The sequence below is a fragment of the Paenibacillus hamazuiensis genome (assembly GCF_023276405.1).
GTDB classification, from domain to species: domain Bacteria; phylum Bacillota; class Bacilli; order Paenibacillales; family NBRC-103111; genus Paenibacillus_AF; species Paenibacillus_AF hamazuiensis.
In genome coordinates, this window is the sequence record NZ_JALRMO010000001.1 from 3,528,116 (window position 1) to 3,546,490 (window position 18,375).

The following is an 18,375-nucleotide window of genomic DNA, read 5'->3' on the forward strand; positions in this document are numbered from 1 at the left end:
ATGGCCCCCTTTTTGTTTACAATTGTGCTGAATGTGTACGTAAAAACTTTAAAGCATATTCGGCGAGCAGCGCCGCTCCGATCGGCAAAGCCTCTTCGTCCAAATCGAAGAGCGGATGATGCAGCGGGTGGACGAACCCTTTTTCCTCATTGCGAACCCCAAGCCGTAAAAACAAACCGGGGACTTGCTCCGCGTAATAGGAAAAATCTTCTCCGCCCATGGATGGCTTCAGCTTCAGCACATCGCGGCCGAGCACGTCCTTCACAGTGTCCTCGAGCAGCGGAATAAGCGACGGATCGTTCATCACGGAGGGATACCCTTTGCGGTATTCCAAGTGGAAGGTTGCCCCGAAGCTTTGGCAAACCCCCTTGACGACTTGCTCCAGCAGCTCCGGAACCGCCTCTTGAGCGGCCTTGTCGAGCGTTCGCACCGTGCCCTCCAGCGAGACGGAAGGAGCGATCACGTTGCGCGTGTACCCGCCGCTGATTTTGCCGATCGTGACGACGACCGGCTGCAGCGGATCCGTCATTCGGCTTGCAATTTGCTGAATCGCCGTAATGACCTGCGCCGCTACTGTAACCGAATCGACCGCCTGATGCGGATGCGCCGCATGTCCGCCCTTGCCGCTGATCACGAGATCGAACCGGTCCGAAAAAGCCGTGCACGCACCGGGAGCAACGCCAACCGCGCCGACCGGCAAGCTCGGAAACACGTGCAGCGCAACGGCCGCATCCACCTTCGGCTGCTCCAGCACGCCGTCGGCGATCATCGCTTTCGCCCCCGCCAATCCCTCTTCGGCCGGCTGAAAAATGAGCTTGACGCTGCCGCGCGGGATGCGCGACTGCTTGAGCAGCGCCGCCGCCCCAAGCAGCATCGCCGTGTGAGCGTCGTGGCCGCACAGATGGGCTTTGCCGGGAATAAGCGAGGCGTACTCGGTCTGCTTTTCATCCTGGAGCGGCAGCGCGTCCATGTCCGCCCGGAGCATAATCGTCGGCCCCTCCGCCTCCCCTTCGATCAGCGCGACAACACCGGTTTTGGCGATCGTCTTCAGCCCGGTGACTCCTATGTCACCCAGCTTTTTCCTGACGAATTCGCTCGTTCTCTGCTCTTCAAAGCCGAGCTCTGGATGCCGGTGCAACTCTCTTCTCCATTCGGATAGCCGCTCCTTCAACTGCTGAGCTTTGGATAAAACTTCCTCCACATGCTTGCCCCCTTATCTGCCAAATTGGTCAGCGGTTGATGAGTTCATCTTAGAGTGGGGCATCGCCCTGCGGCAACTGACAATAATTTACCCGTCCGGATGCGGAATCGCACACAAGGGGCACCCGCCGCATTCCAAGCCTGAACCTGCCCGGACTACAGGCAATCCGCCATTTTTTTCACATCGAAAACGACACTGAAAAAAAATGACGGTATGCCTGCAAACGCAAAAATACGCCCTCAATCCCCGCCGGGTGATCCCAAGCGCTCGGGCGCATTGTTGTCGGATTAACAGGTATGTACGAAATCGAGGTTGAATCATAGAAGACCGAGTAGTTGAACAGGCTGCCGACAAATCGGCAGCCTGTTTTCATCATTTTTGCGTTGACTGATTATTGGATCGATATGCTCGGCGATGGAGAATATGGAGAAGTTTTCTTTTACGGATAAGGGTGCCCTTTTTCCATAAATACGGTGAGGAACGCTTTGGCGCCATTCTTGCCTGTTATTATTACCTTCGCTCTTGCAGTATCCTTTTGATAATACAACTGCTGGACTGAAATATAAAAGCCGTCATATCCCACATGAAGTAGTTTTTTGACAGAATCGTCGCAAATAATTTCAATATTATCTACATTATGATCCAGATTTGCAGGGAGCTTTATCCGTTTGAAATCTGAATCAAACCCTCCAAAGAAAGAAAGATATACAGTACCTAAATCCGCAGCGATTGCCGGTGTAATAGCGTGTTCCTTTGGCAATTCATATTGTATTTTAGGCAGCGGCTCTTGTTTCCTCGAATCCACGTATTGTGCAGATACCGGTACGCACAGTAAGGCAGACGCGACTAAACCAAATACTGACGTTTTTAATACTTTTCTCATACTCATTGAAATCAGCCTCCATATTGTTTTGTTGGATCACTCTTATGGATAACATCGTAACTGATTTCGCAGTATGAATATATACTCAATAGTCTGAGTATTTTTTGCATACGATGGTGGTCAGATTCAGTACCCGTCGGAAGATCGCACATATCAGCTTGGTCAGTTTTTATGCTGCACTCTGAAGCTGGCCGGCGTCGTGCCTGTCACATTTTTAAACACACGCCCGAACGTCCGCTCCGTATACCCTACCGCTTCGGCGATTTCAACAACCGACAGGTTCGTATTCAGCAGCAGCTGCTTCGCTTTTTCGATTTTCAGATTGGCGGTAAACTGCACGAAGCTTTGGCCGCTCAGCTTCTTGAACAGCCGGCTGAGGTACGACGGGTTCAGGCCGAACTGCTCCGCCACGGAGGTCAAAGAGTGCGTCTGCGTGACCGTTTCATACAAATATTCCTTGACCGCTTCGATCGTTTGCCGCCCCTTGTTTTCGTTCATCAAATCCATCGTCTTGAAAACTTCCGGAAAAAATCCCGTCTTGAACCACGCCTGCAGCTCTTCGATCGCAGTCCAACCCGGAGAAGCTTCCGGATCCCAGCGGACGGCAATTGCTTGTCCGTCCGACGCTTCGTCCACGATGCGAAGCACGGAAAGGTACACCGTGTAAGCCGCCTGAAGCGCTGCGGCCGCATTGACGCGGGCATCCGCCATATGCTGAATGATGCTGTCAAAAAGCCGCAGACACTCCTCCTGGTTGTTTTGCTTCAGCTCCTTGAGCATAAGGCTCTCCAGCTCGTAGGGATACGAATAGACGAACTTCCGATTCGTCTCCGCCGTCGTAATAATCCGCCCGGGACCGAGCACAAGCCTTTCCCGCAGGCAATCGCACGATTCGCGGTAGGAGCGGTGAATGCCCTCCCTCAGCGTGTACGCGTCCCCGATGCCGATCGACACGGACAATTTCAAGTAGTTGGAAACGGCGGCCTGGATCGACTCGGCTGCCAACATCGTGACGCCGATCAGCTGGCGTTCCTTCGTATGCAGCGGCGCGCTGCACAAAACGATCACATGCTTCATATCGAGCGAGGGCAGCACATGGCCATCCAAATGATTTTGCCGCAATATTTCGTCGCACAGATTGGATACCGCGAAAAACTGCAGCGGCTTCTCCTCGTTCGCAAAATTGGATTCGGATTCGTCCGGCTCCGGCTCCACGACGATCGTCCAATATTTGTCCCGCTCGTTCAGCCCCTGCTCATGAATATAAACGGCCAATTGCTCCGGCCCGGTCTCGGCAAACGATCCGTGAAGCAGCCGGAACAAAGCGAGCTCCTTAACGGATACGCCCTGCCTGCCGTTTTGCTCCTGCAGCCGGGCGAGCTCCCGCTCCATGTGACGCTTTCCTTCCTGCAAAAGCTCCCATTCGTCCGGGAAACGCACCTTCCGGTGAGGCTCCTCCTGCCGCTGAGCGATGCCCATCCCTCGAATCAGCCTTACGACGGGCGTATGCATGTAATAAAAAACCGGAGGCAGCAGCAGTATGGCCGCCGCGACCAGGAAAAACAGCAAAAACGCCGTGAAGCGGAACATGTCGGATTTGTACGAAAAAAACGAATCCGCCGGAAACCGCAGCACGGTAATCCATTCCGCGGACGAGGAGCGGCTGAACGCAGTAAATGTATCCGAGGAACGCTCCATGATATAGCCGGTATGGTCCGGCGAATCCAAAATGCTTTTCAGCATCCGCTGTTTGTCCGAATCCAAAAATTTACCGAGCTGCTGCTTGTTTTCCGAGGAAATGATTTTGCCCGATTCGCTGACGACCATCGCTTCATGCGGAATGTCGGTTCCGCCTGATTTTAAAATATTGTTGATCGCCCGCTCCCGGATATGGATCGCCAGGTACGCCTGGGGAAAATTCGACTGCACCGGCAGCGGCTGAAAAAACGAAACGACGTCCTCGCTGGACTGCTGCTTCGTATACATCCACAGCGGCTTGCGCAGCGCTTCGACGGTCTGGTACAGCCGCACCGTTTCATCGGGAATCGACGAGGAGTGAATGATTCCCTGCGTGCCGGAAATGAGCAGGTTGGACGTAGGCAAATACAAATCGGCGCTGTACAGGTTTTTCACATTTTTCGAATACGCGATCAGCTTCTGCTGGATGAGCGAAACTTTGCCCGTCTGCTGCTCCATGTCTTTCGCATAAATCGCCAGCAGCACCTCCGGGTCCATCAGCAGGCTGGACGCGCTTTTGACGACCGTTTCCAGCTCGGCATCCAGCTGCGCACCCAGCAGCTCGGCCATTTTCACGTGGTTGGATATATGGCTGCCGTCAAACGCGCCCGAGGCGTAACGGTAACCGGGCAAGGCGATCAGCAAAGCCATGGCCAATACGGCGGAGAGGGATACAAGTACGGTTTTCATATAATGTCGTCCGATAAACGGCTTCACGAGCCTTCCCTCCTCGTCATCGGTTCATGATATGATATTGTAGCACAATCGGCTAAATCCAACCTCTGTATTTGATGGCCTCGGCAAGCCGACGTACCCCTGCCATATAAGCCGCCGTCCTCATATCGACGTTCCTTTGGCGGGAAATGCCGTACACCCGTTCGAAACTTGCCTTCATCTTTTGCTCCAGCTTGCGGCTTACTTCATCCTCATCCCAGTAATAGCCCTGGTTGTTTTGCACCCACTCGAAATAGGAAACGACGACGCCACCCGCGCTCGCCAGCACGTCGGGGACGATCAGTACGCCGCGGTCCGCCAGTATCCGGGTCGCCTCCATTGTGGTCGGCCCGTTCGCCGCTTCCACCACCGCCTTGGCCCGGATGTTCGCCGCATTGCGCTCCGTAATTTGCCCCGCGACCGCGGCCGGCACCAGAATGTCGCAAGGCTTCTCCAGCAGCTCTGCATTTGTGATCGTATTCGGGAAGAGCCGGGTAACGGAACCGAATGAATCCCGCCGATCGAGCAGTTCGCCGACATTCAGCCCCTGCGGATCGTACAGCGCGCCGTGCTCGTCCGAGATGCCGACCACCAAAGCCCCGGCTTCGTTCATAAACTTGGCGAGGTAACTCCCTGCGTTGCCGAAGCCCTGCACAATGACCTTGGCCCCCTCGAGCGGCATGTCCAAACAGCGCACCGCTTCCCGGATCATCAGCACGACGCCTTGCGCCGTCGCCGTTTCCCGGCCGCGGGAGCCGCCGAGCACGAGCGGTTTGCCGGTAATGAAGCCGGGAGCGTCAAACTCGCGAATGCGGCTGTACTCGTCCATCATCCACGCCATAATTTGCGAATTCGTCATCACGTCCGGAGCCGGAATATCTTTCGTCGGCCCGACGATCTGGCTGATCGCCCTCACGTACCCTCTGCTCAGCCGCTCCAGCTCGCCGGACGACATCCGCCGCGGATCGCAAACGATGCCGCCTTTGCCCCCGCCGTACGGAAGATCCACGATGCCGCACTTGAGACTCATCCAGATCGACAGCGCCTTCACTTCTTCCTCCGTCACGTCCGGATGGAACCGCACGCCTCCTTTGGTAGGCCCGACGGCATCGTTATGCTGCGCGCGATATCCCGTAAAAATGGCGACGCTGCCGTCATCCATTTTCACGGGAAGGCGAACCTTGAGCACCCGCATCGGCTCCTCCAGCAGCTCGGCCATCGCCTCGGAGAAGCCGAGCCGCCGGGCCGCTTCCTTCACCAATTGCTGCGTCGATGCCAGAATATTCGGCTCATGTTTTGCCGACATTTTTTCGTCCCCCTCATCTTTATGCATCGTTTGAATCGTTCCCCCACAATATAATCCGGCTTCCGCCCGGGAAACAATTGACAATAATTTACCGGCGGCGGGAGCTGGCGAAGCGGCTGACCCTTCAATAACGGCAAGCATTCGGAGTGACTGCCGCCATTTTTTTCACCGGGCCGGAAGGAGGAAGCAATTTTTTACGGTGCAAAAAAGCTTGGCCGGAAACCTGATTTCGGCCATTAAACCGCCTTGGCTGATATCCGACGACATACGTCCAGATTTATCAATAATTTCGATGGAAGTCATTTGTTTTTATCGATAACGCTTCAAGGCATCTTTGTGTTAACATTATCCATCAAACACTAAACGAATTTTTAAGGGGTACGTACATGCATTTGGACGTTTTGTTTTTGGAGCACGAAATGAAGCGCTGTACGACGGAGGCCCGGATGAGGTAAGATGAGATGTAAAACGGCGTCAAACTTCAGAACGACGGATTGAAGGTGATCGGGTGGATTTCGTATATTTCAAAACGTTTATGGAGGTCGTCCGCTGCCAAAGCTTTACGAAGGCCGCGGAACAGCTCGGTTACGCCCAGTCCAGCGTCACTGCGCAAATTCAAAAGCTCGAGAACGAATACGGCGTCGTGCTGTTCGAAAGATACGGCAGGATCATGAGGCTTACCTCGGCGGGTGAGGAGCTGAAGAAGTATGTGGAGCGGATTTTAGCCCTTCATGAGGAGTCCAAGCAGCAAATAGCCAAGCAATCGATAGGCCAGCTGCACATCGGCACCATCGAATCGCTGCTGCCTTTTTTTCTGCCGCCGATTATAAGCGCATTTCGGGAAAACTTTCCGCACATTTTGTTAAACATTCATCCTTCGACGGAAGCCGGCATAATCGAGGCGATCAAAAAAGGCTCCCACGACGTCGGGCTAATCCTTGACCGGCCTTGCCGCGACGACGATTTGATTACGGTGCCGATCCGCGAGGAGCGGATGGTGCTTGTCGCAAGCCCCGAACATCCGCTTACCCGGTTGGAACGGATGTCGGTGGCCGATTTCAACCGCCAGTCGCTTGTCGCATCCGAGCCGGGATGCACTTACCGGGACGCTTTGGAAAAGCTGCTTACGGAAAACAACGTGAGTTACGAGCTCAACTACGAGCTGGGCAGCATCGAGGGGATCAAGATGATGGTGCGGCTCGGCCTGGGCATCGCACTTTTGCCTTATATCGCTGTCGCCAAAGAATGTCAGGAGCGGAATCTGGCGGTGCTGCCCTTTGCCCATCCGGATATTCGCTTCCAAACCCAGGTGATTTACCATAAAAAGAAATGGCTCTCGCCTTCGCTGCGCCGCCTGATCGAGCTGCTTCAGCAAAACGGCCCGCAGGAGGCGGAGCAAGATCAAATCCCCCCGGTTCCCCATAAAAATTAGCTTTGCATCATTTCCCAAGCAAAATTAAAAGCCGCGTCCGGGACGGATGCGGCTTGCTTTCGGCAAAAAGTAAGGGGCTGTTAAATTTGCCCCCCGCCTTCTTCAATCACGCGCCGGGCCTGCTCGTAGATGCTTTCGTCTACAACCGCGCTGAGCACGATGTCCAGTCCGGTCGGCCCGCCTTGCCCGCCGTCGCTCATCCCGCTTGCGCTCACATCGGCCGCGGCCAATATGCCGGAATCCCGGTCAAAATCGCCGCCCAGCGTCAGCCAGCCGAGGCTCGGAATGTTGCCGGTAAGCGGGTTTTGCGTTTCCTCGATGCCTTCGCCCGGGTATTTGCCGAACCGGTCGACGCTTACGTCGATCGCACGAAGCGACTTAAGCTTCGCAGCCACGCCCGACGCTTGTTCCGGCGTATGAAAGTATGCCAGTAAGTTTTTTTCCGCCATGTCTTAAACACCTATTGTCCTTCCTGGCGTGCATCCGCCTGATCCGCGCGCTGTCGGGCTTCCTTGTCTTCGGCATCTGCCAGCTCGGCGGAATACTCCACGTCTTCGTTTTTCGCAATCGGCAGCCGGTTGCGTTCGTTTTGCTGTTCAGTCATATTCGGGCCAGCCTCCTTGTGATGGATTCATATGCAATGTTTGTATGTTCTGCAATTTTGGCCCTCGTTATGCAGCCGCCCCGCCGTTTTAGTCAACGCAAAATAGTTCAAGCTAAAGAGCAAAAAAGAACCCCGAGAGAGTTATTTGAACTGTGACCCATAAAGTGGACGATTGAAAAAGAACCTAAGCTGTCAAAAGATGACTTCTGAATTGATCAGGGGTCATCTTTTTTAATGTCCATTGGTACCGTTCGGAATTGTAAAAGTCGATATACTCTTGTACACGGTTCCGGAGCTCCTCCAAAGTGTTGCATTCTGCGAGATCAAGCTCGTCCTTCATATGACCGAAAAATGATTCCATAGATGCATTATCCCAGCAGTTTCCCTTTCGAGACATCGACTGCCGAAAGCCTGCCTCGCTCACCTTTACCCTAAATGTAGGGTGAGTGTAGTGGATACCTTGATCCGAATGAATCATGGCCTCTGGATGAATGTTACCATCTAAATGTTCTAGGAGTCTGTCAAAGGTTTGTATCGACAAAGAAACGTCTAGACTCGTGGAAAGGTAATGAGCAGGCACTTGGCGTGTTGAACCGTCCTTTATAACAGATAAGTAAGCAGTCTGACCGTTCCCATAGTTCAGGTAGGTGATATCGGTCAGGAATACTTTATCCGGCTCGCCTTGATCGAATTGACGTTCCAGCAGGTTCGGACATGTAGCGTGCTCTTGGGTAGCTTTGGCGATTTTACGGTACGGATTGGCTCTACGAATCGTGACCACGAGATTATATTTCTTCATAAGCCGTCGGATTTTCTTATGGTTCATGGTCACGTTACTACGCTGTTCCATCCGCATTTTGATCACAAGAGCACCGGCTTTACCGTGTAAGGCAACAAAGTGTTCTTTGATGAGATTAGCGTCTTGCTCGTCGCTATATTCGCGTTTCTGCCTTGTTTCTTCCGCGCTCAACCAGCGATAGTACCCGCTTGAGCTTACCGCTAGCAGCTTACAAAGATACCTTGTCATACGTTTTATGCCATGCAAACGGACCGTGGAATTAATCATTTGAAAGCGCTCGGAACACGTCAGGATTTCCGCTTCTGTCTTTCGAGCGCTTCGAGCTTTTTTAGGAGATCATTCTCTGCCTCTAAAAGCTCGATTCGAGCTTCTGCACGTTTTAACTGTTCCTCAATCGATAATGCCTTCTCTGACGGCCTTCCGGGGGACCCTTTCCCGCGGCGTTCCTCCAGTAAACCAGTTTCACCGTAATTGGCGTATGTTGCCCTCCAGCGCTTTAGGCATTGTTTAGGTTGCTCATTTCCAATCGTCTCAAGATGAAAACCCGCTTCTAAGAATATCTGTTGAGGCGTATTTCCTTCCAGATTAGCTAATACAGCAGCCAACTTAAACGACGGCTCATAGGTAATGGCTTTTTCCGATACATGACGGACATTTGGGTTCCTCTCTAATTGCCTCATTTCTAATTCCGTGAATATTTTTTTACTCATCCCGTTCCCTCACTTTCCTTATAACATGATTAAAACACAAAAGACCCGTAGAAGGGCACTTTTTTCAAAGTGTCCATCCTACAGGTCACAGTTCAATTAGCTCTGCTCGGGGAGATTTTCAAAGTTTTGAAGCGTTCATAATTTTAGACTCCAAGACTAGCCATTTACGTTGAGACTAATTTCTCTAACTCAAGAACATCATCGTTCAACTGCCATTTTTTATCCTTAATAATTATCAGAACTCTTTTCGATACCTCAAGGATAGAACGCTTTAATACATGATTATTAACATCGATTGTATAGAGAACTTCCTCGACAGTCGATGTTCTTCTTATAAAAGTCAATGTAACATTATCAATGCCTATCTTCTTCCCCCGAACAAAAAATGGACCATCCATAAAACTGAAATTGGCGATTGTTCCTACTGGAGATCTTGCAAGTAAATCTGCTGATTTATTCCACCAAACTAAGATAACAACAACGAAATCGTTCCAGTTTTCAATAGGAAAAAAAGAATCCTTTAACTGGAAGTATAATTCTCCTGTTATATTACCTTTCTTACTTATCTCAGTTGTAGTTTCATTAAATATTATTTTGATCAAATCTCCCACCCTTTTTAATTGATTGGATATGCCGTTTCTATTGTCTTCGTATTTCTGTTAACCCACATTTCAACCTTAATACCGTTAGCCTGCCCTCTTACTAAAACGCGTTCTCCTTGAGTTTGTACCTTGCTTCCGTTTTTGTATGCTTCACGGACCGTCTGTTCAATTTGGGACTCATTCATATTCGACGGGAAGATAGTTTTTCCTCCACTCTGTTTGGCACGTGAACCATCGCTTGTATGACCTGATATTATATGTTCCATACCAATATCAATTGTCTTATACGAAGGTAAATTTATTGGCTTATATGCATTATGAGTCCATATTCCAAGATTCGAAACAAAGTAGGTATGGAAGTCTTTAACCATGAAGTTATAAACAATAGCATATCCTTTCTTTATCTCAATCTTCTCAATGGCTAATACCGTACCATTAGAGGTTGATAGTACATCACCCGACTCGAGATCTTTAGACTTAACCCAACCTTTACCGACAATCCAAAATGGATGTTCATCAGTAGTCGTTATGACCTCACTGCCTACAGTAATATTATAAGTTTCCTCAACATCACGTCTGAAGAGCCATTCGACTTCTTTATAACCTATTTCGCCTGTTACATCGTCTTTCGCTAGTACCTTATCCCCTACCTCGATTTCCTCGATAGGCTTCTCCCCTAAGTTTGTAAGAATCTTTGTACCTGCAACGAAACAATTGCAATCTGGCTCACCAAACTTGCTTTTCACTAACCTCGATGTTTTCCCTGCCAAACCATCTCCGCCAGAAGCAAATTCAACAGGGCTGACGTTGGAGAATATTATGGTTATAGCTACATCTTCCAAATATCCATTAACTTTCATTGCACCAATAAAGCCCTGTGGGTCATTTTGGAACCACTCATTGTACCACTCATAGGCTTATACTACCGTCACTTGAATTGCGCAGTACCCCATTTTCATCAGCATAATGTTCTGGTTTTTTTATTTTGCTCACTTTCATTGCAGATATCGTCTCCTTCAATACAACGACCACTTGGGTCAGTATACCTCAACGGATTATTCTGCTCATACGTATAAAGATTCAAACTCAGCAGATTATTCAAATCCCCTTCAACCGTATCCTGCGAGATAAGCCGTCCTACCGTCGGGTCATAATAACCCGCCCTCAGATAAATCAATCCACTCTCATCATCCTGTGGTTCACCCGTATAGCGATACGGATTGTCCATAACACCAGTTTTGCTAGTTAAATTACCCCAAATATCATAGTCATAAGTATTGATGTTATTACCGCGGCGTCTTTAATGGCAACAACATCAACATGACCGTTGTAGAAGTAATATCCGCTCTTGCCACTCGTGTTATCCTGTCTCCGCAACAGCTCGTTAACCCAAATGTTTCGGGCCTTCTATTAAGGTTTTCAATGACTATAAACCCTTGATTTATAAGGACTTTGCTTTCTGAACCCCCTCGACCCAAATAATGGCTGAAAATAAAGCGATTTCACAACCCAAGTGTTAACGAGAGATAAACCCTTACCACGCCTGACTTTTCGGCATTTTCAGGTCAAAATCCACCCACGTAAAGTCTACGTGTTTTTTCAAAAATCACCCACGTTTTGACTTCCTTCTCCCATAAAAAGGGAATGTCACCAACCCCTACTTCGGGCAGCGACACACCCCTTAACTTAGGTTTAGCCATCGGGCTGTTCAGATCATGTTGCACTCGTAAATCGTTCGGATTCATCTGCACATATTTCCGCACCATGCTCAAATCATAATGACCGAGAATCTTCTGCAAGGTGAACAGATCGCCTCTTTCTCGAAAATGTACATCCTGAACGGCTTCAAATTTAACAGCCTGTCGCGATGAAACAGTCTGCTTGGTTTACTCTCAAGTATATCAACCGCGCCGCGGCACACATATTTACTGATTTTTCGTGTTGTCTTTAGTGCGGCAAAAAAAAGAACCCCGAGAGATTTGAATGCTCTGCTCAGTATAAAAATGTTTTACTTATTCATCATAAGCATCTCCTAACGGATCAAATGTATCATTAAGCCAGTACCATCTTTGCCCTTTATTATGTAATAATCGTTCGAGCAAATCTGTGAACGATACTGCAATAATAGGGCATTCTCCAACTATTCCATGTCTATCAACAAAACTATCATAACATCTACCGTTTTGTTCAGAACGAAGATTAATAGTAATAAATTGGCTTAAACCTTCCTTACCGATAATATACCAATTCGCTGAAATGTCCTCTTCACACCTCTCTCCCACAATTACGGGGTTAGCCAATACAAATTCATCAGGTCTAACAATTGTAATTGGATAAAGTTGTGACTCAAATAATCTTACCCCACCACATAACTTGTAAAACTCCTTAAGATCATCAGGCATAACCAAGTTTTTTTCAATTTCGGGTAGAAAATTATTTGGAGGAAATAAGGTACAATCCTGTTCTTTTCCTAGTAATTCTAAAATTTCAGCTATCCTCACTCTACTCATCACCACCTATATATTCTTCAAATTTTTTATAAAATTTATCTCTAGCTTCTTGTGGTACACCTGCTGCATCAAACATACGCTCCGAAAGCTTTTTTACTTCATCTTTTGTAACTTTTGTCAAATCAACCCTACCGCCAACCCTTTTCCCGGTCTTTTCCACTAACCAATCCCGATAAACCTTTTTGGTAGCGGCATGTTGTTCCTCTGTCAATGCTATTGCTGGAGTATCCGCTGCTCGACTTTGATATGAGGCTATGTTTTTACTGGCCCATACATCCAGTATACCATGATGATTTTCTAATGGAGAATTTGTAGGTCGATAAGTTACAACATCAAATGGCTTAATACTTCCTTTGGTTATAACCCCTCCTAAAGGTAGCGAATCCGATAATAATTCCGAAGCTTTTTCCTGTAAGCTCATATCTGGGTCTAAAACTGTTCCAATATCATTGCCAAATGTCTCTTCATAAATTGTAGATGTTTGACTTAATGAATCATTTTCTTGTCTAGCCCATTCTGTCACGTTATTCCAAACATCTGCAGCCCCGTTCCATAAGTCCTCCCGAGTTGGACCGAAGATATAATGACCACTCGGATCAGTATACCTCAGCGGGTTAATCTATTTTTAACGAAGTATCAACCTTGTTCGTTTACGAGATTAGACCGACGAAATGGCAGTTAATATCAAAGCGCTGCACACGCTTGCCGTCCACTTTCTCGGCATCAACTACAACGACTTTTGTCAATCAGTTCATTCAGGATTGGCTTCTCGAATCCATAGTGGGACCGAGTGTTTGAGAGATTTTTTGTGTTGTTTTATCTTCATTGGATATAATTAGAATGGGAGGATTATGAAGTTTTTTGGCGAATATTGTATAATCCTTAATTGAATTTGCTTGGTCGTCTATTGATTACTAAACTTGAAGTCAAGATAATTGAGGGCACTAGGGATAGAATACTGAGTAACGAGGGAGTGCAAGTCATATGGATATTTTAATGAAGGATCATCCATTTGGACAGATTGTTTCGATTACTGGCATGAGCGTGACCATAGAAATTTATCAAGATGTGTTAGCAAATAATTTGGAACAAGAAAAAGTATTAGAAGCAGGAAAAAATATCAAGTTCAATGTAGGGACGGTTGGAGATATTTTTCTAGTAGGCGGACCTTCAACTTATAATGTAATGCATTTTGGTATTTTCGAGGAAATTAAGCTGGTTTCATCATTTGAACAAGACCCATATAGCCTCCATAGAAGTACTGAACCAAAGAATAAGGCTATTGCGGTTGCAAAAGTAATTGGCTATCAAGATCTAAAAGAAAAGAATGAACTAAAGTTTATGCGTGGAGCAGGACATTATCCAAAATTTAATGCAAAATGTCATTTATTATCTCCTGAGGAGAAAAAACAGCTTTTTTCATTAAATGAAGGCACTGGGATAACAATTGGAAAAGCATCCGGTGTTCAGGAAGAGGATGTTTCCATCCATATAGACAAGTTTCTTGGAAAACATTCTGTGATTTTGGGTTCAACTGGATCAGGGAAATCATGTACTGTAGCCAGTATCATGCAAAATGTCCTGAAAAGTCATCCTTACAGTCATGTTGTATTTTTTGATCCGCATGATGAGTATGACAATGCTTTTCCAAATAAAAGGGGCGGCTATAAAGTAAATAAGATTGATTCTGTAGATCTTCACATTCCGTACTGGCTATTAAATTTTGATGAATTTCAGTCTGTTTTTCTTGGTGAAGTGGACCTTTACAAGAATAGCAACGGTATCCGTATCTTGAAAGAAACCATAGTATCATTAAAAGAACGTGAACATGAGAAAATAAAAGCTACTGTTGGGGAGATTGCCAAGGTTAATATTAACGCTCCGCTCTATTTTTCCTTTGCGGATGAATTGTTACCTACTTTGATTAGATTAAATAAAAGGACAATTTGGAGTTCTGATAACGAGCCTGCTATTGACTTAAATACAGGTGATTTTTTGCCCAGTTCAGGCAATACCAACATTCCTAGAGACGGTAAGATGGACAAAGTTCATCAAGATAAAAATTATTATGGAGAACTGGACCAAGTAATCGAAAAGCTACAAAGTATATATTCAGATCGACGATACCAATTTTTGTTTCCGAATAACTTTGATGTCTCCACTTCATTCTATAGATTTATGGAAAGTTTATTGTCCGTTCCATCTGGTGGCAAAACAACTCAACTGACTATATTTGACTTATCTACACTACCTTCAGAAGTTATGCCAATCATCATCGGGGTCGTATCTCGTATATGTTTTGAGTACAAGTTATGGGATCCTAACCCAAAAAAACTACCACTATATCTTGTTTTTGAAGAAGCTCATAATTACATACCTAAAGAGTCGAATTCTATAACACGACTGCCTAAAAAGTATTTAGGTAGAATTGCAAAAGAGGGGCGTAAGTACGGAATTAACCAGCTAATCATCAGTCAAAGACCATCCGATCTATGTGAAACGATTGTATCCCAGTGTTCCAATTTTTTTGTTCTTCGGGTGACTAATCCCAATGATCAAGCTTTTATAAATCAAGTACTTCCAGATCATTTAAATACATTATCGAGTATGATTCCCTTTTTTCAAAATGGAGAGTGCTTGGTCGCGGGCGAATGTGTCACTATACCTACTAAGGTTAATATCACTCCGCCTTCCCCTGAACCAAACTCGAGTGATGTTGGATTTAGTTCGGTCTGGAAGAGAAGGCTTAACAACTATAATGTAAGAGACACAATTCATCGTTGGTGGGATGTTGAATAATGTCGTATTTTATAAAGCAAATTTCCATTGAGCATTATAGAGGAGTAAAGAATAAACAAGTCCTTTTGCTAGCAAAAAGAAACCATGCAACATTTATTGTCGGACCGAATAACTCTGGAAAATCATTATTGGCCAGGCTCGTTCGGATTTTTCAATACAATTTGGATGGACAAGTCAAAAATACGACGAGGTTTGCCGCGGAGAAGATAACAGATAACGATTTTTATAACTTAGATACGAGCAACCCAATCGTTTTGGATTTTACTATTGATAATTCTATTCTCGCACAGTATCAAGACCCTAATTTAAATAAATTGGTGAAATTTGATGAAACAGAGATGGTCATTCAAATTCATAAATGCGGCAAGCAATATTTGGGGAATATCTGTATAGGTATAAATGGAGTCCGTTCACATATAGCAACAAATAAAGACCAATCTCTTGAAATAGCATTTAATACGGAGTTTTTAAATAACGTTGGAATTAACGACGAAGAAGTTGTGAAGATATGCAATGTTTTATATAGCATATTTCAAGGAAGTATACTGGTATTCGACCCAATTCGAGCTTTTGATCGTGCAGGTGAAGACAGTATAACCGTAAGTGGGTACGAGCTTGTGAATTGGTTGAATGAAACGGAGCACCTTTCCGAGAAAAGAACCGCAAAAGATAAAGTGAAGCAGTATATTGAAAAGCAACTTCATCTGGATTCACCTGTTGCAGTCTCATCAAATGTTAATCAGAAAGAACTGCGGTTCACCTTTAGCGGTAATATGGAGTTATCGTCCAGAGAAGTCGGAACAGGGTATACGATGTTGTATATCTTGTTAATGGAACTTGTTCGTAATAAAAAAATGTTAATAATTATTGACGAAATTGAAAGTCATCTGCAGCCGGGCCTCGTAAGAGAAGTAATGAAAGTTATAAAACAGATTGGAAACGCTCAATTTATTATTTCTACCCACTCACCTATTGCAATAGAAACAGCGACTGAAGAAGATTATTTATATCGTTCTCAAAAAATTGAAGGAGCATGTTCATTTAGTGGTTTTTTTAAACATGTCGGATCCGATCCTTCGGGTTCTAGAATTTCTAGAGAGATTTGCAATGAATTAGGGGTGCTCCCGGGAGATGTTTTATTGAGCAATAGTGTTATTTGGGTTGAGGGTCCATCTGAAGTTTTTTGGCTTCGAACTTGGATCAAAACTTATTGTGAATATCTAATTAGTCAAGGTAGGCTGAACTCTTATTTACTGGAGGGACTGCATTACTCACTACTTATGACAGGCGGTAGTACAATCTCCCATTATTCTTTTGAGGAAGCGGTAATTTCACTTAATGATATTGAAGAAGACACGTTATTAAAAGTGCTCAAAGTAAACCCTAATCCTTTTGTGGTGATCGATTCTGATCGTACAACCAAGGACTCTCAGAAGTACAAGCGATTCATAAGGATTGCAAAAGAATTAAATAGACAGAATCGGACGCATTACCTATTAAATGACTGTATTATTGATAACGAAGATAACATCGAAAGTCAAACTGATCAAATTCCAAATCTTTGGATTTTGTCAGGGAGAGAACTAGAAAACTATACTCATCCTGAACTCCTGAAAAAATTCTATTCTCAAAGGGAGCAGCATCCTGCATCCCAAATTAGCGGATCTTCGTCAGTATCAGATTGGGATGTATTTTCCCCTTCCGAAGGGGCAGGTCGCATATTAGAAAGCAGAGGGCTTACTGGAGTGGCTACAAAAAGCGGTACTATTAAGCACAAGGATGAACTTGCTAGGTACATATATAACAACTTTGAAGTTAAGCATTTATTAAAGCAAAGCATTATTCCACAGCCCAATGCTGCTATGATTGATGACCTTACTAAAGGTTTGGATAAAATCATTGCGTATATAAAAAAGGTTAATTACTTGTGAAACTTCTAATATCTCTTTAGCATTTTGCCCTACATCGTGGTTTTACCGGAGAGGATAGGTTCTGATATATGAAAGGCCACCTTCCTTTTAGTTCTTGAAGGTGGCCTTTCATGCCGATTTGCCGCTGATTCCCATGTTTTTGAATTTACCTCGTAAAAAAACAGAATACCGGATTATTCTGCACATACGTATAAAGATTCAGTGTCAGCGGGTTGTTCAAATCATCTTCAATCGTATCCTGCGAGATAAACCGCCCTGCAGCTGGACATAGTACCTCGCCCTCAGGTAAATCAATCCACTCTCATCGTCCTGTGGCTCACCTGTGTAGCGATATGGATTGTTCATGCCTTCGGTCTTGCTCAGCACGTTGCCCCAAATGTCGTAGTCGTACGTGTTGATGTTGTTACCCGCGGCGTCCTTAATGGCAACCAAGACTCCCCCCCCACTCTGGCAAACGAAGTTTGACAGAGGATTATTGTTTATAACTTCACTTTTGAAATACTAATAACATACTAATAATAGGTATCATTTTTTATAGCCCCTAGATTATATTTGATATCCAGTAAATTATTTTTTTTATTTTGGAATGTAAAAATTATCGTGTAAAAGTAGAAATTCTGTGTGAAACGATGAAATTAAATACAAAAAAACCGCTCTCGGCGGCGGACAGAGCGATTACATACGATCTTTCAAACGACGATGGGACAAATCGTAAAGTTCATTTAGCTTTAGATCAACATCTTGGCAAATAGCTTTGTATTTACTTCGAGCATCGTAATATCTACGAATTTGGATAAACCCTTTTTCTTGTAAGGATTTTACCGCCTTAGTAACTGTGCTTTTTGGCAAGTTGGTATTGCCTCTAATCATTGGTTCAGGAACGGAATAATACCCAACCTCTTCACTTTCCCTGTTAATTGCTGCCTATGAAACCAGTTCGAACATAACTAGCTTTTCAGACGCTTGCAGGAAATAACAACACAACATCTCAGGATTTCAGGCATCGGCAGATAAAAACCGATATTGACCGTTTTCAGTTCATTGAAATTAGCGGTTAATTCAACAAATGGCGCGGTATACATGGTTTCTAGAAACTTTTTCATTGTAATTCCCCCTACGACTTTTTAGGCTTGATTATCGCCTTACA

18 protein-coding genes are annotated in these 18,375 nt (G+C 45.8%); 3 read left to right on the plus strand and 15 right to left on the minus strand.

What is annotated here, in order from left to right; all coding sequences use genetic code 11:
• Window positions 1–16: 16 nt before the first annotated feature.
• The 4 genes from MYS68_RS15615 to MYS68_RS15630 all read right to left on the minus strand — a co-directional run bounded on the left by MYS68_RS15615 (window position 17) and on the right by MYS68_RS15630 (window position 5,841).
• Complete coding sequence (locus tag MYS68_RS15615) at window positions 17–1,201, minus strand: M20 metallopeptidase family protein (protein ID WP_248926732.1); 1,185 nt, start codon at window positions 1,199–1,201, stop codon at window positions 17–19.
• 439 nt (window positions 1,202–1,640) lie between these two features.
• Entirely contained in the window at window positions 1,641–2,090 is a 450-nt protein-coding gene (locus tag MYS68_RS15620; RefSeq protein WP_248926733.1) for a hypothetical protein, read from the minus strand.
• Window positions 2,091–2,246: 156 nt separating this feature from the next.
• Window positions 2,247–4,538 carry a helix-turn-helix domain-containing protein gene (locus tag MYS68_RS38855; protein ID WP_248926734.1) on the minus strand — a complete coding sequence of 764 codons (2,292 nt, stop codon included), beginning with the start codon at window positions 4,536–4,538 and terminating at the stop codon, window positions 2,247–2,249.
• A 52-nt stretch (window positions 4,539–4,590) separates the two neighbouring features.
• Window positions 4,591–5,841, minus strand: coding sequence for a Glu/Leu/Phe/Val family dehydrogenase (locus tag MYS68_RS15630; protein WP_275983479.1), 1,251 nt, complete (start codon window positions 5,839–5,841; stop codon window positions 4,591–4,593).
• A 508-nt stretch (window positions 5,842–6,349) separates the two neighbouring features.
• On the opposite strand from MYS68_RS15630, the gene MYS68_RS15635 reads away from it, so the two are divergent.
• Window positions 6,350–7,273: a LysR family transcriptional regulator gene (locus tag MYS68_RS15635; RefSeq protein ID WP_248926736.1), complete on the plus strand. Its 924-nt coding sequence runs from the start codon at window positions 6,350–6,352 to the stop codon at window positions 7,271–7,273.
• A gap of 80 nt (window positions 7,274–7,353) precedes the next feature.
• Here MYS68_RS15635 and MYS68_RS15640 read toward each other — a convergent pair whose 3' ends face one another.
• The 9 genes from MYS68_RS15640 to MYS68_RS15680 all read right to left on the minus strand — a co-directional run bounded on the left by MYS68_RS15640 (window position 7,354) and on the right by MYS68_RS15680 (window position 13,021).
• Entirely contained in the window at window positions 7,354–7,722 is a 369-nt protein-coding gene (locus MYS68_RS15640) for a hypothetical protein (RefSeq protein WP_248926737.1), read from the minus strand.
• 11 nt (window positions 7,723–7,733) lie between these two features.
• Window positions 7,734–7,877: a YfhD family protein gene (locus MYS68_RS15645; RefSeq protein ID WP_248926738.1), complete on the minus strand. Its 144-nt coding sequence runs from the start codon at window positions 7,875–7,877 to the stop codon at window positions 7,734–7,736.
• 184 nt (window positions 7,878–8,061) lie between these two features.
• A protein-coding gene (locus MYS68_RS15650) for an IS3 family transposase (protein ID WP_420852122.1) occupies window positions 8,062–9,386 on the minus strand; the annotation gives its coding sequence in 2 pieces (ribosomal slippage) (window positions 8,062–9,008 and window positions 9,008–9,386; 1,326 coding nt in all).
• 164 nt (window positions 9,387–9,550) lie between these two features.
• A complete protein-coding gene (locus tag MYS68_RS15655) occupies window positions 9,551–9,988 on the minus strand; it encodes a hypothetical protein (protein WP_248926739.1) in 438 nt (145 codons plus the stop codon).
• A 14-nt stretch (window positions 9,989–10,002) separates the two neighbouring features.
• Entirely contained in the window at window positions 10,003–10,848 is an 846-nt protein-coding gene (locus MYS68_RS15660; protein WP_248926740.1) for a polymorphic toxin-type HINT domain-containing protein, read from the minus strand.
• Window positions 10,849–10,946: 98 nt separating this feature from the next.
• Entirely contained in the window at window positions 10,947–11,216 is a 270-nt protein-coding gene (locus MYS68_RS15665; protein ID WP_248926741.1) for an RHS repeat-associated core domain-containing protein, read from the minus strand.
• A gap of 337 nt (window positions 11,217–11,553) precedes the next feature.
• Window positions 11,554–11,787 carry a hypothetical protein gene (locus MYS68_RS15670; RefSeq protein WP_248926742.1) on the minus strand — a complete coding sequence of 78 codons (234 nt, stop codon included), beginning with the start codon at window positions 11,785–11,787 and terminating at the stop codon, window positions 11,554–11,556.
• Window positions 11,788–12,000: 213 nt separating this feature from the next.
• Window positions 12,001–12,498, minus strand: coding sequence for an SMI1/KNR4 family protein (locus MYS68_RS15675; protein WP_420852123.1), 498 nt, complete (start codon window positions 12,496–12,498; stop codon window positions 12,001–12,003).
• Window positions 12,491–13,021 carry a hypothetical protein gene (locus MYS68_RS15680; protein ID WP_248926743.1) on the minus strand — a complete coding sequence of 177 codons (531 nt, stop codon included), beginning with the start codon at window positions 13,019–13,021 and terminating at the stop codon, window positions 12,491–12,493. The genes MYS68_RS15675 and MYS68_RS15680 overlap by 8 nt, the downstream gene beginning before the upstream one ends.
• Before the next feature lie 461 nt (window positions 13,022–13,482).
• Between MYS68_RS15680 and MYS68_RS15685 the strand changes: the two genes are divergently transcribed.
• A complete protein-coding gene (locus tag MYS68_RS15685; protein ID WP_248926744.1) occupies window positions 13,483–15,297 on the plus strand; it encodes an ATP-binding protein in 1,815 nt (604 codons plus the stop codon).
• Complete coding sequence (locus MYS68_RS15690) at window positions 15,297–17,228, plus strand: ATP-dependent nuclease (RefSeq protein WP_248926745.1); 1,932 nt, start codon at window positions 15,297–15,299, stop codon at window positions 17,226–17,228. The genes MYS68_RS15685 and MYS68_RS15690 overlap by 1 nt, the downstream gene beginning before the upstream one ends.
• Before the next feature lie 216 nt (window positions 17,229–17,444).
• Here the strand turns inward: MYS68_RS15690 and MYS68_RS15695 are convergent, their stop codons facing one another.
• Both MYS68_RS15695 and MYS68_RS15700 read right to left on the minus strand, forming a co-directional pair.
• Window positions 17,445–17,660, minus strand: coding sequence for an RHS repeat-associated core domain-containing protein (locus MYS68_RS15695; protein ID WP_248926746.1), 216 nt, complete (start codon window positions 17,658–17,660; stop codon window positions 17,445–17,447).
• Window positions 17,661–18,175: 515 nt separating this feature from the next.
• Window positions 18,176–18,331 carry a hypothetical protein gene (locus MYS68_RS15700; RefSeq protein WP_248926747.1) on the minus strand — a complete coding sequence of 52 codons (156 nt, stop codon included), beginning with the start codon at window positions 18,329–18,331 and terminating at the stop codon, window positions 18,176–18,178.
• Window positions 18,332–18,375 lie beyond the last annotated feature (44 nt).

Bases quoted from the DNA above. Each gene is read 5' to 3' on its own strand.
- MYS68_RS15640 (WP_248926737.1), bottom strand. From the start codon at position 7,722: ATGGCGGAAAAAAACTTACTGGCATACTTTCATACGCCGGAACAAGCG.
- MYS68_RS15645 (WP_248926738.1), bottom strand. From the start codon at position 7,877: ATGACTGAACAGCAAAACGAACGCAACCGGCTGCCGATTGCGAAAAAC.
- MYS68_RS15620 (WP_248926733.1), bottom strand. From the start codon at position 2,090: ATGAGTATGAGAAAAGTATTAAAAACGTCAGTATTTGGTTTAGTCGCG.
- MYS68_RS15685 (WP_248926744.1), top strand. From the start codon at position 13,483: ATGGATATTTTAATGAAGGATCATCCATTTGGACAGATTGTTTCGATT.
- MYS68_RS15660 (WP_248926740.1), bottom strand. From the start codon at position 10,848: ATGAAAGTTAATGGATATTTGGAAGATGTAGCTATAACCATAATATTC.
- MYS68_RS15630 (WP_275983479.1), bottom strand. From the start codon at position 5,841: ATGTCGGCAAAACATGAGCCGAATATTCTGGCATCGACGCAGCAATTG.
- MYS68_RS15690 (WP_248926745.1), top strand. From the start codon at position 15,297: ATGTCGTATTTTATAAAGCAAATTTCCATTGAGCATTATAGAGGAGTA.
- MYS68_RS15665 (WP_248926741.1), bottom strand. From the start codon at position 11,216: ATGGACAATCCGTATCGCTATACGGGTGAACCACAGGATGATGAGAGT.
- MYS68_RS15700 (WP_248926747.1), bottom strand. From the start codon at position 18,331: ATGAAAAAGTTTCTAGAAACCATGTATACCGCGCCATTTGTTGAATTA.
- MYS68_RS15675 (WP_420852123.1), bottom strand. From the start codon at position 12,498: ATGAGTAGAGTGAGGATAGCTGAAATTTTAGAATTACTAGGAAAAGAA.